General features: G+C 34.9%; 11 protein-coding genes. 6 read left to right on the forward strand and 5 right to left on the reverse strand.

Going from position 1 to position 17,819, the window contains the following annotated elements; translation table 11 throughout:
* The first annotated feature begins 31 nt into the window (after positions 1-31).
* From ACVC43_RS10510 to ACVC43_RS10520, 3 genes are all read left to right on the forward strand, one after another.
* Positions 32-8,251, forward strand: coding sequence for a T9SS type B sorting domain-containing protein (locus ACVC43_RS10510; protein ID WP_452224474.1), 8,220 nt, complete (start codon positions 32-34; stop codon positions 8,249-8,251).
* A 25-nt stretch (positions 8,252-8,276) separates the two neighbouring features.
* Positions 8,277-9,284, forward strand: a complete 1,008-nt coding sequence (locus ACVC43_RS10515) for a PorP/SprF family type IX secretion system membrane protein (protein WP_452224475.1) — start codon at positions 8,277-8,279, stop codon at positions 9,282-9,284.
* A 98-nt stretch (positions 9,285-9,382) separates the two neighbouring features.
* Complete coding sequence (locus ACVC43_RS10520) at positions 9,383-10,594, forward strand: thioredoxin-like domain-containing protein (RefSeq protein ID WP_452224476.1); 1,212 nt, start codon at positions 9,383-9,385, stop codon at positions 10,592-10,594.
* A 2-nt stretch (positions 10,595-10,596) separates the two neighbouring features.
* On the opposite strand, the gene ACVC43_RS10525 is transcribed toward ACVC43_RS10520, so the two are convergent.
* Both ACVC43_RS10525 and ACVC43_RS10530 read right to left on the reverse strand, forming a co-directional pair.
* Complete coding sequence (locus tag ACVC43_RS10525; RefSeq protein ID WP_452224477.1) at positions 10,597-10,986, reverse strand: acyl-CoA thioesterase; 390 nt, start codon at positions 10,984-10,986, stop codon at positions 10,597-10,599.
* A gap of 3 nt (positions 10,987-10,989) precedes the next feature.
* Positions 10,990-11,877, reverse strand: a complete 888-nt coding sequence (locus ACVC43_RS10530) for a DUF72 domain-containing protein (protein WP_452224478.1) — start codon at positions 11,875-11,877, stop codon at positions 10,990-10,992.
* Positions 11,878-12,033: 156 nt separating this feature from the next.
* Between ACVC43_RS10530 and ACVC43_RS10535 the strand changes: the two genes are divergently transcribed.
* From ACVC43_RS10535 to ACVC43_RS10545, 3 genes are all read left to right on the forward strand, one after another.
* The gene (locus tag ACVC43_RS10535) at positions 12,034-12,474 is read left to right on the forward strand and encodes a hypothetical protein (RefSeq protein WP_452224479.1); all 441 of its coding nucleotides are present in this window, start codon (positions 12,034-12,036) and stop codon (positions 12,472-12,474) included.
* 13 nt (positions 12,475-12,487) lie between these two features.
* The gene (locus ACVC43_RS10540) at positions 12,488-16,096 is read left to right on the forward strand and encodes a fibronectin type III domain-containing protein (RefSeq protein ID WP_452224480.1); all 3,609 of its coding nucleotides are present in this window, start codon (positions 12,488-12,490) and stop codon (positions 16,094-16,096) included.
* Between the two features lie 95 nt (positions 16,097-16,191).
* Positions 16,192-16,608: a glyoxalase gene (locus ACVC43_RS10545; protein ID WP_452224481.1), complete on the forward strand. Its 417-nt coding sequence runs from the start codon at positions 16,192-16,194 to the stop codon at positions 16,606-16,608.
* Here ACVC43_RS10545 and ACVC43_RS10550 read toward each other — a convergent pair.
* From ACVC43_RS10550 to ACVC43_RS10560, 3 genes are all read right to left on the reverse strand, one after another.
* The gene (locus ACVC43_RS10550) at positions 16,605-17,279 is read right to left on the reverse strand and encodes a DUF2461 domain-containing protein (RefSeq protein WP_452224482.1); all 675 of its coding nucleotides are present in this window, start codon (positions 17,277-17,279) and stop codon (positions 16,605-16,607) included. The genes ACVC43_RS10545 and ACVC43_RS10550 overlap by 4 nt on opposite strands.
* A 92-nt stretch (positions 17,280-17,371) precedes the next feature.
* Positions 17,372-17,503, reverse strand: coding sequence for a hypothetical protein (locus tag ACVC43_RS10555; protein ID WP_452224483.1), 132 nt, complete (start codon positions 17,501-17,503; stop codon positions 17,372-17,374).
* Positions 17,504-17,622: 119 nt separating this feature from the next.
* A complete protein-coding gene (locus ACVC43_RS10560) occupies positions 17,623-17,778 on the reverse strand; it encodes a DUF1328 family protein (RefSeq protein WP_452224484.1) in 156 nt (51 codons plus the stop codon).
* Between the last annotated feature and the right edge of the window lie 41 nt (positions 17,779-17,819).

Consider the following 17,819-nt stretch of genomic DNA (forward strand, 5'->3'; position numbering starts at 1 on the left):
TGTAGACAGGAAAGTAATAAAATTTAATATCATGAAAAGCCCTACTTATGTTAGAATAACCCTCGTTATTTCATTGCTATTTTTCTGCCTGCTATCCTACGCCCAAAACTACGAACCTTTTACACCACGATTCGATCAAGATTTAAAAGGAGATATTGTCCTTATTGGAAATAATATTCTTGGGCCAAATAATAATGCTTTTAATAATAATTCCACATACAACCATAATGTAGATATGCAATATATCGACATTGATGGAGATACCTCTACATTTAGCTCTTCAAGTTCAGATTTAGAAATACCAAATCCAAACTGTTATAGAATAATATATGCAGGGCTGTATTGGGGAGCTGTAAATCCTGGAAATGAACCAATAGACAGTGTAAAGTTTAAAGGCCCTGTAGGTGGGTATAACGATATTCAAGGTACAATTATCTACGATGCAAATGGTAACTCTGTGGATGGTGGTAATAGCTTTTCATACGCTTGTTTTGCAGATGTTACAGCTATCGTTACAGGCTTTGGATCTGGTGTAGACTTAGGCACTTATACTGTTGCAAATGTGTCTTCAGGGTTGGGTGAAACTGCAACATTTAATCCTTATAATGGTACAGGCCAATCTGCTGGATGGTCACTTTTTGTTGTCTACGAAGATCCTACACTACCTGGTAAATCTATTACAAGTTTTGATGGCTTTACTGCCATTAGTTTAGCAAATAATCAATCGTTAGATATTCCTATCGATGGCTTTAGAACTGTACCTGCTCCTGCTCCAGTAAGAGCTAATTTTGCTTTTGCTACTTTAGAAGGAGATAGTCCAATACTGGGAGACCAAATGTTACTTAACGGTATTAACTTGTCTGCCGTTGATCGCCCAGTAAATAATTTTTTTAATAGTTCTGTCACACAGTTAAGTGCATTCCCTGTTAATAATAGAGTGCCTAATAGCACCAATACTTTGGGTTTCGATACAGGCGTTATGGCAATACCAAATCCAGGCAATTCGGTTATTGCAAATGATGCAACATCGGCCACAGTTACTTTAGAGACCGATGGTGACACCTACTTTCAATATTTTTTCGCATTTGCTGTAGATATTATTGAACCAGATATTGTTTTAACAAAAATTGTAGAAGATGATTCCGGTAACGATATTGGTGGCCAAGTAGTAGATTTAGGTTCTTCTTTAAATTATGTTATTGGTTTTCAAAATACAGGAAATGACCATGCAACTAACTTTCAAATTAGAGATATTTTACCAGTAAATATCATTTTTAATTACCCAACCGATTTAGTTTTACCTCCTGGCGTTACCGTAGTTAGTTATGACCCTACAACGAGAGAAATTATTTTTGCTATTGAAGACTATTTAGTTGAAGAAAATGATCCAGTGTACGAGATTCGTATAGAAGCTCAAGTGGTTGACAACTGTAATCAACTCGCTGATGCTTGTTCTAATATTATAAATAATCAAGCTTTTGCAACTTACAACGGATTTTATAATCCAACTTTTCAAATTACGGACGATCCAAGTTTAAGCAGTAATACTGGATGTTTGCTAACACCACAGGCAACTAATTTCCTTGCAGATCTTGATTGCGAATTCAGTGAAAATATTATTCTATGTGGTAACAGCGTTGAGTTAACTGCTGCCAATGGCTACGACTCCTATTCATGGTCTACGAATGCGAGTGGTACTCCTGTAATTGGAACTAACCAAAATATAACTGTAACGCAAACAGGTACTTATTACGTTTTTAATACTGCAATTGCTCCTTGTCAATCTATTGAGCAAGAATTTGTAGTAGAACTTTTTGGTGGTACTATTGAAAACCCTGTTATTCCTTATGCAGATGAAGTTGTTACCTGTCCTAACGATGGTAAACTGTTACCAAATATCTTTTTATGCGGTGCTAATGATTCTAGAGATATAGAAACAAATATTTCTGGTGCAACATCCATTATTTGGGAGCAATTAGATGAATCAAGTTGTACAGCGGTCTCAAATCAAGATTGTGCTAATGAGGATAGTGCTTGTGTTTGGAACCAAGTAGGTACAGGTCCTAATTTTTTAGCAAATGCTGCAGGACAATTTAGGTTAACCATCAATTACTCTGGAGGCTGTTTTGTACAATTCTATTTTAATGTCTATAAAAATGTATTAAACCCTACCGTAGTTGCTACAGATATTATTTGTACAACACCAGGAAGCATTACTGTTAACGATGTGCCTTCAGGTTACGAATATAGTCTTGACGATATTACCTATCAAAATAGCAATGTGTTTACAATTACTACACCAGGAATTTATACTGTTTATATCAGACAAATTGGTGTACCAACCAATCCTTGTGTCTTTACAGTGCCAGATGTTCAAATTAGGGATCGAGATTTTACTGTATCATCTGTTATTACACAGCCTCTTTGTCATGGAGACAAAGGCAGTATTCAACTGGCTGCCAATGATGTAGATCCACAATACTCATATGACATATACGAAAATGGAAACTTGGTTAATAGTGTTGGACCAATTTTAGAAAATACTTATATTTTCGAAAATCTAAACCCAGGAACATACACTGCTACTGTAGAAACCGAAAATGGTTGTACTTATTCTGAAGACATAACAATTATAGAACCACCATTATTAACAGTTACAGCAGCAGTAACTATACCTTTAACCTGTACAGATGGTGAAATTACGGTTTATCCTATAGGAGGAACACCTCCTTATTTTTACTTTGTTAACAGCACAACCACGTTTCAAACTGTACCAGAAATTGTAGTTACAGCCGCAGGAGATTATAATATTATGGTAGTAGATTCTAATAACTGTAGCGCAAGTACAACCGTTACAGTAGACGCCACTTTAGAACCTATTTTTAATATTGTATCTACAGATATTGCCTGTGCTGGAGCAGCTACAGGATCAATAAACATAAACGTAACTGCAGCAAATGGTAACAGTATTGAATATAGTGTGGATGGTGGCAACTCCTTTTTTAATTCGCCTGTATTTACTGGACTATCGGCTGGTGATTACGATGTTGTGCTTCAATACTCAATGGGTTCTTCAGTATGTATTACCGATCCGCAAACAGTTAGTATACTAGAAAGTAATCCTATTATTGGTACTGCAACATTAACTTCTCCATATACTTGTAATACAAATGGAACTATTACAGTTACTGGAGTATCAGGAGGTACTGTACCATACCAATATAGTATTGATGGTATTACCTTTCAAACCAGTAATATCTTTTCAGGTTTAACAGCAGGAACCTATACAATAATTGTCCAAGATGCAAGCAATTGTACGATAGCAACTAACGATATTACTATTGAACCGTTAAACCCACCTACAGATTTAGATTTTGATAGTACACCAATAACATGCCCTTTAAACACATCTACTGTAACTATAACTGGAACTACAGGTGGAACTGGAGTTTTAGAATATCAAATAATAGCGCCAGCTTCAAGTGCAACACCATATCAAACATCTAATATTTTTTCAGGTTTAACACCAGATACCTATACGTTTCAAGTAAGTGATGAAAACGATTGTATTTATTACGAATCCATAACCATAAACCCTATTACAGCACCAACCGTAAATGTGGTTTTAACCGAGGATTTAGATTGTACATCAACTCCAGACGCTGTAATTTCTGGAACACTTACAGGTGTCGCTCCATTTACTAATTCAGTATCTATAAACGGAGGCACTTATACATCGTTGGGAGCAACTGGAACTACATTTAATTACTCAACTTCCAATGCAGGCACGTATCAATTTCAGATTACAGATGCTAATAATTGTACTGCAGAGTCAAACATAATAACAATTAATCCAATAACACCTCCTACTTTAAGTGCAATCGTAGAGACACAAAACATTTTATGTCATGGAGATTCTAATGGCGCAATAGCTATTACAATAGACACCACTGTTGGTACTGCTCCTTTTACTATAAATGTTAATAATGATACAACTGGAACAGATTACGGTACTCAAACCTCTGGATTAGAAGCTGGTACTTACACCATTACTATTACAGATGCCAACTCTTGTTTTACAACTGATACAGTAATAATAAATCAACCAGATCCAATGGTAATGAATTATGACACAGTAGATATTACTTGTACTTCTACTGGTGTTTCACAGGGCTCTGTAATTGTAACCTCTGTTACTGGTGGAACTGCACCTTATAATTATTTTGTTACCGGAACTAATGGGTATTCTAATTCTGAATTAAATACAAGTGGTTCAACCTCTGTTAGTTTTGATGTTGTGGATTTTGGCTTGTATGAAATTAATGTAGTTGATGCTAATGGCTGTTCTATCTTAGCTCAAAATGTATTAGTTGCATCACCTCCAACAGACTTAGATATAAATATAACGACTACTGTAGATTGTGCTGCAGGTGGTGAAGCTGTGGTTAGTGTAGGCTCTACATTAAGTAGTATGGGTCCATTCTTTTTTAGTATTTACCAAGGCCCAGGAACAGCATATCCTACAGGAACGTGGTTAGCCGAAGATAGTCCAGGAAGCCAATCTGCTACATTTACAGGTTTAACTTCTGGTGTTACTTATACTTTTATTGTTTATGACGCCTCTACTTTATGTAGCTATTACGAGCCTGCAACTACTCCTATTCCTACTAATTCAACACTTACAGTAAATGCGTTAAGCGCTAATAATATTACTTGTACTGGTAGTGACGATGGCAATGTATCTTTTACAATTAATAGCATCTATAATGTAGGAACTACAGTTTCTTATGAAATTTTCGATTCCTTGTCTCTTTCTTCTACTTCTATTACAGGAACAGGTACAGTAAATGCTAATGGCTCACTAACGGTATCGAATTTGGGACCTTTACCATTTGGGAATTATTTTGTTGCTATTACAGAAACGTCTGGTCCAAACGCTGGATGTGGTGTGACTACAGCTCCTTTTAATATTACTGAATCTGCTATATTATTAGAATTAGCTGTGTCAGTTGATCAAAATGCAAATTGTAATCCTAATTCCGGAGCAATAAGTGCTGTGGCACAGAATGGAACCGCTCCTTATTTGTACCAAATAACTACAACAGCTACTGCTCCATTAGCCTCAGATACGGCTTGGGCTAATGCAAGCACATTTAATGTTAATTCCGGTAACTATTATGTTCATGTTTTAGATGCCTATGGCTGTATAATTTCAAGTCCAGTAGTTGTGGTGCCACTTGACGATGCTCCTGTAATTTCTGCAGCAGTTGGAGATGTATGTACAACTTCCGAAGGTAATTATGAAATAAATGTCGCTTTAGATTCTGCTGGTATCGCACCCTATAGTTTTAGTATTAATGGTGGTGCTTTTCAGTCTCAAACAACACCATTTATAATCTCCAATTTATTTTCAGGAACGCATACCATAGAAATACAAGATGCTAATGGTTGCGGTAACAGCATAACCGTAGATATTCCTGCACCATTAAATATAACACCTAATGTTACAGCCTTACCAACATGTAATGACAATGATGGTGAGATTACAGTTAGTGGCTCAAATGGCTCAGGAATGTATAGCTACAGTATCAATCCAAATCCAGCCTCAATAACCTTAACTGGATCTGTTTTTTCTGGAGTCCCATCTGGCATTTATGTAGTTACTATTTTGGATACAGTGACTTCATGTACTGAAGACGTTATCGTTTCTTTACCAGCTGCTATAGCTCCAACAATTACTATTACTAATGCAGTACCAGTAACTTGCTTTGGAGATAATTCTGGAAGCTTCGAAATTAACATCAATAATTATTCTGGTGCTTACACTTACGAGGTTTTTGATAGTCCTGGAACGACCGTAACAGGAGTGGTTAATGCAAACACAAGTACAAATCCACTTACCGTAAACGGTATGCAGGCTGGCAATTACAATGTAGTGATTACAGAAACAGAAAGTCCTTTCTGTTCAGCGAATGCCACAGTAATTATTAATTCTCCCACAGAAGCTTTAACGCTTACAGCGAATGAAACCTCCAATGTAACATGTAACGATGGCTTAGGAACAATTACCGCTATTGGTTCTGGTGGTTGGGGAAGTTTAGAATACGAATTAACAGGAACTTCAACCGTTCCTTATTCTTCGAACAACTCATTTACCAATTTAGTGGCTGGAAATTATACCGTTAATGTTAGAGATGCCGAAGGTTGTATTGTTTCAGTTGATGTCGTATTGTCGTTACCAAATCCAATTACTGCAACTTTTACTCCAAGTACAAACTCGGTATTATGTTTTGGAGATCAATATGCTTCTATTACAATCGATAATGTACTTGGAGGCCAAGGCTCAAATTACACATATACATTAAATACTATTTTACCAACGCCAAGTTCATCTGGTCCGCAAACTGCAAACGTATTTAATAATTTAGGTGCAGGAACCTATTCTGTAACAATAAACGATGGTTACAATTGTGAATTAACTTCAGTAGATATTATAATTAATGAACCTACACCAATACAAGCTAATTTAATAAACACGAGTTCTCAATCTTGTCCTGTATTGTACGAACTAACGTTATCTGCAACAGGAGGAACAGGCTCATACACGTATAGTGACAGCAGTAATTTTGCTAACATATTAGGAACATTTAATACGTCGACAACAATTTCTGTAACATCAGGAACATACCAGTATTATGTTAGAGATGCTAATAATTGTATTGCCACTGTTTCTAATGAAATAACAATAGATCAATTACCACAATTAACCATCAATTTACAATCTGCTAATCCTACTATTAATTGTGCAGGAGATAATAATGCAACCATTATGGCTACTGCTCAAGGAGGTTTGGGTAATTATAATTATTCTTTAGAGGATGCCAATGGTAATACCGTTGCTACTACTCAAGATAGTCCAGCTATATTTACAGGGTTAGCTGCAGGCACATATCAAGTTAACGTAACTAGCGACAACTGTCTTACAGAGTCGGCTAACGTAACCATAACAGAACCAAGCGCACCTTTACATGTAGAATTTGAAGTTAACGACGTTACATGCAGCGGGAGCAATAATGGTAGTTTACTAATAACTGCAAGTGGTGGAACAGGTATAATTAAATATGCTATTTCACCACAGTTAAATCAGTTTTTCGATGCTAATCTATTCGAGAATCTCGCTCCAGGCAATTATAGCTTTATTGTTCAAGATGTTTTAGGGTGTTATTACACAGATACTTTTACAATAACAGATCCTGTTCCTGTAATTCTTGAAATTGTAGCAGATTCTACAGTTGAAGAAACCTGTGACGGTGAAGCTGATGGTGCTTTTAGCATAAATGTTTCTGGTGGAAGCTTGCCATACAGTTGGAGCATGGACGACTATAATGGAACATATACAGATGGTGGCCCATTACAAACAGGCTTTGATTTTACTAATTTAACTGGTGGCGATCACACAGTCTATATTCGTGATGCAGAAGGTTGTGAGTCTGAATGGAATATCTCGTTCCCAGATGGCGTATCTATAAACCCAACCTTGAATATTGAATATATATGTGATGACAATACGCTGTTAAACACCGTGACAGTTATTGTAGACGAAAGCATTACAGATCTTAGCGCGTTAACGTTCTCTTTAGATGGCGGTACGCCTCAGGAAAGTAACGTCTTTACAAATGTGGATCCTGCAAACGGTGCAGAACATTATATTGAAGTAGAACATATAAATGGATGTATTCAATATTCAGAATTCTTTACTATTCAAGATTATCAACCTTTAGCATTAAACTTAGAGTTAGGTGAGGAACCTGGCGAAATTATAGCTAATACAGCTGGAGGTAATGGCGATTATACTTACACACTTAATAATGAAAATTACGGTAGTACAAATGTATTTGAAGTAACAGAAACAGGTACATACACTGTTATTGTTACCGATAGTTTAGGCTGCCAGGCAGAAGCCGTTATAAATATAGAAATTTTTGGACCATGTATTCCTAATTATTTTACGCCTAATAACGATGGTGTAGTAGATACTTGGGCTCCTGGTTGTGTAGAGGATTTCCCAGATTTAACATTCGATATTTTCGATCGCTACGGGAGAATGGTTGCCACCTTAAGAGTAGGTGAATATTGGGATGGAAGATATAATGGCGCAGAGCTACCAACAGGAGACTATTGGTATGTTGTGCAAACAAATAGCTCTCTATTAGACAAGGAATACGTTGGACACTTTACACTTTACAGATAATTAAGAATTATAAAAAATTATTCAAATGAAAAAATTAACATTATATGTCGTTCTTATTGTCTGTTCTTTTAACTACGGACAAGAATTAAATTTGCCCGTATGGACACAATACTTAGCAGATAATGATTTTATTATCTCTCCTACCTACGCAGGTATAGGTGATAATTTAAGAATTAGAGCCAACGGATTAACGCAATGGGTAGGCATTAAAAACGCACCAGACAATCAAGCATTGTATGCAGATTTTAGAATAGCAAATCAGTCTGGCGTTGGTGTATCTATGTACAACGATAAAAATGGTAACACACGACAAAAAGGAATTAAATTCTCTTTCGCACACCATATTATTTTAGATTATAAATGGAAACAATATTTATCTTTTGGTCTATCATACAACATTAATAGTTTTAGAATTAATATTGAAGACTTCGAAGGCACAGAAGAAATGCCCATTGTAGATCCCAGTATTACAGACGATAGAGGAATTTCGAACAATAATTTTGACGTTGGTATATTATATCGTTTTAACCGCTTTTATTTAAGTTTAAATGCTAACAACATTTTAGACAAGAAAATTGATGCTTTTACAGGTATAGAACCAAGTAAATTATTGAATTTTCAAGGTTATGCAGGTTACGTCATTAGCAGTAAAAACAGTAGAAATACAGAGTTTGAACCTTCAGTTTTTTATCAACGCTACAATAGCGATGGACGCTCCAGTACGGACATTAATTTTAAATATAGAAAATTTAATCGTGCTGGCGATTATTATTGGATAGGTGCATCGTATCGTTTTTTAAACGACCAAATTTTAAAACCGTTAAATATTGGGCCAATGGCTGGTATTATGAAACGTGGTTTTTACTTAGCTTATTCTTACCAGATTACAATAAACGATTTGTCTGGATTTAACTCCGGAACACACGCAGTCACTATAGGTTTAGATTTTTTACAAGGCATTAGTAATTGTGCCTGTACAAGAGGGACAAGCTATAGAAAGTACAAAAATAACGGTAATAACCGTAATAATTAAATAACCAAATATTATGTTTATTTCCTGTTGACAAAAAAAATAAGGTTCTTGATTATACGCAATTTTTTATTGTATCATTACGCTGTAAAACTCAGTGTATGAATAGGTTCCCTCATTTTTCTATATTTTTTATTTGTTTAATTTTTTTTAATTGTAAACAAAATAACAAATCCGAAACGCTCATTACCAATGAAATAATTGAAGAAGAAGATTCGCTTTTATCAGAAAATTCCTTTAAAATTAAAGGCATAACCTTCTCTCCTAATGATACTTACATTTATCTTTTTAAAGCTCAAGATGACACCTTTGATTTGGTGGATTCAACAACAGTTAATAATAACACGTTTCAGTTCTTAGGTGTGGCCGAAACACCTTCGATGTATCGTATCTCTGAAATTAGAAATAAAAACAAAGGTTTTTCTCTTTTAATTGATGCTTCAAATATTGAAGTTTTTTTAAATAAACGTATAGATTTTTCTTCTGCCCACTCCTCTTCCACAATTCAAAAGGAATATGAAGTTTATAACACTCAAATGACTGCCTTTAAAGATAAAGGCATGGGATTATACTATAATTTAAAAGGTAATTTTTCAACTGACAATATTAAAAAATTAAGAGCAGAACGCACGGCTTTATTTACCGAACAAAACGAATTTGTTCAGTCTTTTATCGAGAAACATCCTAACTCCTATTTCGCAGCAATGTTATTGAACAATAATATTGAAACCTATAATTCTAAAACGCTAAGAAGTCTTCATAATGGCCTTTCGCAAGACATTAAAGATTTGGCTTTTACAAAGTCTTTAGATTCTGTAATAATTGAAAAAGAAAAAAATGTAAGTGATCGTTTACCAGTTGTTGCCGTTAAAAAAATTGAAGAAGATTTTACAGAAGACTACAGACCTAAAGCTTATAAAATTAGCGGTTTAAACCCTTATGGGCAGTCCATTTCATTAAATTCCATTCCCAAAGGAAAAGTAATCTTAGTCGATTTTTGGGCAAGCTGGTGTGCGCCATGTCGTGCTACAAACCCAACACTGGTTGCCTTGCATAAAAAATATAAAAATCAAGGTTTCGAAATATTAAGCGTAAGCGAAGATAAAGGTGAAGCAGAGTGGCTTAACGCTATTGCAATAGATGGCTTAACATGGGATTATCATGTTATTGATAAAAATAAAAGCATAGCCTTTCGTTATGGAGTAGAATCCATTCCGTTTAAACTTTTAATCGATAAACAAGGTCGCATTGCCAGCGAGAAAATATCTGGTGTTGCTTTAGAGCGTAGAATACAGCAATTATTAGAAGAATAACTTCAATCCTTAAGTCTGTCTTTAACGTATTCTATTTCCGTTTTACCGTGTACTTTTGGCTTACCATCTTTTCCTAAATTCACCATTACAATATCTTCAACGGTAATAATGGTTTCCCTTGTCATCATGTTTCTAACTTCACATTTTAAAGTAATAGACGTACGCCCAAAGTGCTTAACTTCCATCCCAATTTCAACTATATCACCTTCTATTGCTTTACTATTAAAACTAATTTCGCTCATATATTTAGTTACAATTTTTGGGTTGTTTAGTTGAACAACAGTGTATAACGCTGCTTCTTCATCAATCCAGGCAAGTAAGCGTCCTCCAAATAATGTTCCGTTAGGGTTTAAATCTTCTGGTTTTACCCATTTTCTTGTATGAAATCTCATAGTTTAAAGTAAATTTTGTTGATTTTTATCTTCATTAGGAATTACCAAATTGTAGCCTAATTCAGCGTTTAATTTTTTTATAAAATAAGCCGAAAGTAAAGGAGATTCCTTTTCAATATTTTGGTGAATAAAAAAGTCTATTTCCTCTATACCTTGCTCTTTCCACGCTTTTAAACGTTGCACCCAATCGTCTAAACGCGTATAGTCACTTGCATGATTTGCGCCCACATAACGCACAAATGCAGTACCATTTGTTAACCGCATATGCATTAAATCTCTGCGTCCAGCAGTATCTACAATAATATTAGAAATATTATTTGTCTCTAAAAGCTGGTATAGCTGTTCGCTAATTTCAGAGTTATACCAGTCTGTATGCCTAAACTCAATTGCCAGAGGGATTTCTTTAGGCCAACTTTCTACAAAACTGACTACACGATCAAAATCCTTTGGTGCGAAATTATTATGCATTTGAAGAAATATGGTACCCAACTTTTCTTTTAAATTAGATGCATTGTATAAATAGTTTTCCACTACACTTTCTGTATCTTGTAAGCGTTTCCAATGGCTTATTTCTTGATTTAACTTAGGAAAAAACTTAAAATTTGAAGGTGTTTTCTCGTGCCATTTGGCAAACTGCTCTGCGGGAAAAATACGATAAAAAGTTGCATTAAGTTCAATAGCATTAAATTGAGAGGAATAATAACCTAATTCATCTTTAGTGCCTCGTGGATAGAAACCTTTTAAATCTGCTCGATTCCATTTCGCGCAACCTACATAAATATCTGGTAATGTATTGTGTGTTAAAGACTTAAGCATTCGCTTGGTTTCAACGTGGTCTTTTGGTAATGTGAAATCGATGCTTTCGGGATTATCTACGCTTCCAAATTTCATATAATATAGTTTTTTGATTAAAGATAATAATACCAAGTTGTAAATAATACGTTCATAAGCTATTTCTTACCATTCGTAGAGAAAAAGAGGTCAATACTTTTTTTAAACATATTTTAACCGCGTTAAAATTTAAAACTAAACTTAATATTCCTAAATATGAAATTACCCATTACCTTACTCTTCTTTCTCAGCATAACACTTGCATTTTCGCAAAAAGAAATGACCGCAAAAAGCGATTGGTCTGTTGTACATGATGAAGAAAGCAATTTTACAATAAGTAAACGCTCTGTTGATATAGATGATATGCAAAACGGTCTTTTTAAGGCCTATTATCAATATAAATTTGAAAATAAAACTAACAAACAACTGTTTTTAAGTTGGCATTTTATTACAGATTATAAAAACTTTTCTAATACAAAATCGGCTAACGATGAAAACTACCGTGTGCTGTTGTTAGAACCTAATGCAACTTACATTCCGGATTTTTCTAAAATTAAAGACAAATCGTTTTTTGTATTTACGCACTTTAATAAAAGACAATCTAACATAAAACTGAACACAGTAGAATTCAGTAATCTGAAATTTAAATCGCTATAAATTCTTCCTCCTAATGAAAACATTTTCACTTTCGCTATTATTATCTTTCTTTATATATACTGCTCAAGCACAATGCCCAGAGCCAACCAACTTAGCTTTTTTTAATATAACTGAAACCACTGTCGATATTTCTTGGACAGAAAATGGCACAGCGACCACTTGGGAGATTGAAACCGTTTTGGGTGGAGCTACTCCGTCCGGAACTGGAATAAGTGTTACAAACAATCCTTTTACGGTAAGCAGTTTGGTTTCTGGAGAAAATTACGACTTTTATATTCGTTCCAATTGTGGAGCAAATGGTTTTAGCGCCTGGGTTGGCCCATTAAATGTAACCACTTTATCTTGTATTTTTTCTATAGATGCTGTCGAGAATCCAGGCGCGTGCTTGGAATATTGTTTCTACGCTAATGGTGCTCAATTTGGTACGTTTTTCGACTTTAATTCTGGTGTGCTTCCTGCAGGATGGAACTCCTCTCCCTTTACTGTTGGCTCGCCTTGTTTAACAGATATGATTGACAACTCGCCATACTTCTGGGCTGGTGTAACAGACAGCAACGGAGAACGACAAGTAACCACTAATCCGTTAGATGTAACTTTGGGTGGAATTATTCAATTTTACATGCGTTACGGTGCAGATGATCCAGATCCTGGTTGCGAAACCGCAGATTTACCAGAAGAGGGAATAAATCTTCAATATTCTATAGACAATGGTGCTACTTGGGTAAATATAAATTACTGGCAACCAACAGATATTTTAACCGATCCGCTTTACAGCTGGACCCAATACACAGAAACTATACCTGCAGCTGCTCAAACCAACAGTTCTATGTTTAGATGGTATCAATCTGATAATAGTGGGCCTCAATTCGATAATTGGGGATTAGACAATGTTTTAGTTTCGGCGAACACAAATGCTAATTTTCTTTGGGATTTTGGAGATGGGAACTCTTCAACTTTAAGTGCTCCTTGTCACACGTATGCATCAGAAGGTCCATTTACGGTTACATTAATGGTCGATGCACCAAACTGTAATAATACTGTATCTACAAATATCGTTGTAGAAGATAGTGTACCTCCAACAGCTGTTTGTCAAAACATAACTATAGATTTAGATATTAATGGTAATGCAACTATTGCAGCAACAGATATTGACAATGGGAGTACGGATAATTGTGGCATACAAGCCATAACTTTATCTCAAACTAACTTTAGTTGTAATGATGTAGGACAAAACAATGTAACAATGACGGTTACAGATCCCTATGGAAATATAGATAGCTGTGTAGCCATTGTAACTGTTAACCCAACTATTTCGGCACCTACAGCCGTAACAATAATACCACTTTCACCAACCTCTGCCGAAATAACATGGACACCTGGAGGTACAGAAACCTCTTGGGAAATAGAAATAGTCCCAGCAGGAACACCTCCAACAGGAACAGGTATTATAACATCCACTATCCCGTATTTAGCCACGCCATTAACAGAAGACACAGATTACGATGTGTATATTCAGGGCATTTCGGGCACAGGATGTTCAGAATGGGCTGGACCAAATACGTTTAGCACTCCATGTACGGTATTAGCTGTTCCGTACGTAGAGCCCGTTGAAACTCAAATTACAGGAAGTGCAGACGCAATTGATAATTGCTGGAATGCAGAAAGCACCGTGTTTAGCTGGAGAGCGAATTCGTTTGGAACGAATTCTACTGGTACAGGACCTGATGCTGCGGCAAATGGTACTAACTATTTTTACACAGAAGCTACTGGTGCCAATACTGGTGATGTTGCAATATTGTTATCTCCATTTTTTGACTTAACAACATCCTCTAATACCTATTTACATTTCTTTTATCACATGTATGGTAGCAATATGGGAGAATTACACGTCGATTTGTTTAATGGTGCAACATGGGTGGATGATGTTTTTGTAATTACTGGTCAACAGCAATCTTCAAACAGTGCTGCATGGGTGCAAGAATTTATAGATATTAGCGCTTACGAGACTGTTGCGAACTTTCAGGTGCGTTTTAGAGGTATTAGAGGAGACGGATTTAGATCAGACATGGCCATAGACGACATAACAATAGAAAGTATTTTAGCGTGTCCAGAGCCAACAAATTTTATGGCCTCTAACCCAACAGCTACCACAATAGATTTAAGCTGGACAAGTCCTGCAACCGTATCACAGTGGCAAATTGAGGCTGTAGAAACAGGCAATACGCCTACTGGTGCTGGAATTACTGTTACTACAAATCCATTTACTTTTACTGGTTTAAATCCTAACGTTACTTACGATTTTTACATTATAGCAAATTGTAACGATGGTACAAACAGTAATTGGGTTGGCCCAGTAACATTAGCCACCATTTGCAATGATATTAGTTTTAACTTTTGTCCAAACGATTTAACTATTGATACTGATGCTGCGCAATGCTTTGGCACTCCAAATTACAATTTACCAACCATTATTGATAATTGTGATGCCACCAACACCACGGTAACCTTAACCGCTGGTTTAGCACCTGACGGAGAGTTTCCTATAGGAACAACAACTGTAACCTACAGTGCATCAAATGCTGCCGGAACAACAGTAACCTGTACTTTTGATGTTACAGTAAATGATCCTTTTAGCGGATTAAACCTGCAAGCTTCCGAAACAATAAATGCCAATACGGTAACTCTTTGTAACGATAACACGGTAGATTTATCTGCTACAGGAGGTGATTTTGATGGAAGCGAAACATACCAATGGCAATTAAATGGAACTACAATAAATGGTGAAAATTCAAGTATTTTATCTGCAGTTAATACAACAGGAGATTATACAGCCATTGTTTCATTAGGAACCTGTTCAATGTCTTTTACTATTTCTATCAATCAAATTGATGCCGATGCGAGTTTTACTTATAATGCACCACAATGTGATAGTGCAACAGTAACGCTTTCAGGAACGGCTGGAGGGACATTTCAATTTGAAATACTTCCAACAGACAACGCCATTTTAGATACCACCACAGGAATGATTAGTAACGGTGAATATGGAGAAACCTACAGTGTAACTTACACTACTCAACCTGGTCCATGCCAGACGAGTGAAACACAAAATGTAACATTATTAGAATTAGACGATGCTGGTTTCTATATTGAAGATGAGAGTATTACCTGTTATTCTGCAAATATTATTGTTACAGGAACATCAATTGGAGTGTTTACTTTCGACCCTATCCCTTTCGATAATGCTACAATAAATCAAACTACAGGAGAAATAACAAATACAACACCAAACACAACATATACCATTGTTTATACCACGAATGCTGTTTGTAGTAATACAGAATCTGTTACCTACACTACTCCTATTAATTGTATTATTCCACAAGGCATTTCACCTAACGACGATGATTTTAATGATTATTTTGATATCTCATGGTTAAGAGCAGAGCATCTGTATATTTATAATAGGTATGGAAATCAGGTATACGATAAAAAAGACTATAGAAAAGAATGGAATGGCTTCTCTAACAAAGAAGAAATCTTACCAACTGGTACTTATTTTTATGTAATTAATACAGAAGACAGTAAACCCATAACAGGATGGGTCTATATCAACAGAGGCTAAGTATTAACTATTGTTGATAAGACGGTTAACAAGAAATATCAATAATGAAACTTTATGGCTTCATTATTGATATTTTTATAAAAACCCGTAAAGTTATGACAGTTAGAGATCAACAATTATTAGCCATTAGACCTACAATTGCTTCTATTAGAATTACTGATAACATGAGCAGAGACGAGCGCTTTCAAAATCTAACGCTACGTCCAATAATTAAATTACAAAACGATTTGTTTATTGAGGTCTTTAGAAATTACATTGCAAAACATAAGAACGTTTTTTACGAATTAACTACGGAGCGGAGATTGCATTTTATAGATAATGCTATCCACAAGGATATAAAATTTAGAAACAGTTTAAAAGGTATGGTAATTGGTCAATTTACTACCGAAGAATATCTTAATTATATCGAAAACTCATCGGCTTTAAATAAGCGTATGATGAATATAGTTATACAGCGACTACAAAGTAATATTCAGCTATTTGAAAATCCCCGAGTACTTTTGGCGGTCTAATCACTAATTAATGAGACACCATTTAAATCGGTAGTTAAAACATCGCTCATATAATTGAAAAATGGTCGAATGCTTTTGTATGCCTCGTCTATAGTATGAAGTAGGTCTTCGCTTTGCACCTCTTTATCTGTAAGTTTTTTAGTAAACACAAATTGTTTTTTTCTAATTAAATCTATTGCAGGATGTGCTTTATCAAACCCCTTTGGTGCGGTTTTTAGCTCATCGCCTTGTATATCTCCCCAAACAGATTGAAAGGTGTTGCTATTTATTATTTTTCTTACTTCATTATCGTCCATTTCAAATTCTTTTCTAATTCGCAATAGATCTTCCTTAGCAGGATCCCAAAAACCTGTAGCTATAAAACTTTCGTTATTGGGTTGGATATGAAAATAATAACCACCACGCAATCTTGGTTTAACTCTGTGAAACGATCCACCAAAATGGGTTTTGTAAGGCTGTTTGTTTTTTGAAAATCTGACGTCTCTATAAATCCTGAAAATTTTTACTTTATCGGTTTCATCATGCATATTTAATCTATCATTTATCGCATTGTAAAAGGATTTTACTTCCTTTTCTAATGTTTTAAATTCTGATTTGTTTTCATTGAACCATTCACGATTATTATTTTTTTCTAATTTTTTAAGGAAATCGAATACTTTTTTAGAAATCATTTATCAATCTTAATAATATTATAGTTAAATGTATAAAAAAAGCCTCAGTAAATAATTTATAAACTAAGGCTTTATACTTTGTATGTGTTGATTTAATCTACAGCATCTTCCATATCATCTGCAACGTCTTCTACTGCATCTTCAACTTTAGATTCTTCTCTACAGCTTGTAAGCGCAATAGACATTGCAAATAATAATACAAATAAATAAGGTAGTTTTTTCATTTTAAGTGTGTTTTAAGGTTAATTGATTATATAAATATAGTGATTAATCATTTAAATTTTTGCTTCTAAACTTTATTTACTGTGATTAATCACTATTATTTTAAATTTCTAAATGATAGTTATGCTCTTCCTCTTATTAAAGATAGAATAAATAGCACAATAAATATAAAGAAACATATTTTGGCTATTCCTGCTGCTCCTCCTGCAATGCCACCAAATCCTAAGATTCCTGCGATAATTGCAATAATTATAAATGTGATTGTCCAACGTAACATAATTTTTTGTTTTTAATGGTTAATAAATAATTTTATTTTTA

This window comes from Lacinutrix chionoecetis, from assembly GCF_053604665.1.

Bases quoted from the DNA above. Each gene is read 5' to 3' on its own strand.
- ACVC43_RS10510 (WP_452224474.1), top strand. From the start codon at position 32: ATGAAAAGCCCTACTTATGTTAGAATAACCCTCGTTATTTCATTGCTA.
- ACVC43_RS10515 (WP_452224475.1), top strand. From the start codon at position 8,277: ATGAAAAAATTAACATTATATGTCGTTCTTATTGTCTGTTCTTTTAAC.
- ACVC43_RS10520 (WP_452224476.1), top strand. From the start codon at position 9,383: ATGAATAGGTTCCCTCATTTTTCTATATTTTTTATTTGTTTAATTTTT.
- ACVC43_RS10525 (WP_452224477.1), bottom strand. From the start codon at position 10,986: ATGAGATTTCATACAAGAAAATGGGTAAAACCAGAAGATTTAAACCCT.
- ACVC43_RS10530 (WP_452224478.1), bottom strand. From the start codon at position 11,877: ATGAAATTTGGAAGCGTAGATAATCCCGAAAGCATCGATTTCACATTA.
- ACVC43_RS10535 (WP_452224479.1), top strand. From the start codon at position 12,034: ATGAAATTACCCATTACCTTACTCTTCTTTCTCAGCATAACACTTGCA.
- ACVC43_RS10540 (WP_452224480.1), top strand. From the start codon at position 12,488: ATGAAAACATTTTCACTTTCGCTATTATTATCTTTCTTTATATATACT.
- ACVC43_RS10545 (WP_452224481.1), top strand. From the start codon at position 16,192: ATGACAGTTAGAGATCAACAATTATTAGCCATTAGACCTACAATTGCT.
- ACVC43_RS10550 (WP_452224482.1), bottom strand. From the start codon at position 17,279: ATGATTTCTAAAAAAGTATTCGATTTCCTTAAAAAATTAGAAAAAAAT.
- ACVC43_RS10555 (WP_452224483.1), bottom strand. From the start codon at position 17,503: ATGAAAAAACTACCTTATTTATTTGTATTATTATTTGCAATGTCTATT.
- ACVC43_RS10560 (WP_452224484.1), bottom strand. From the start codon at position 17,778: ATGTTACGTTGGACAATCACATTTATAATTATTGCAATTATCGCAGGA.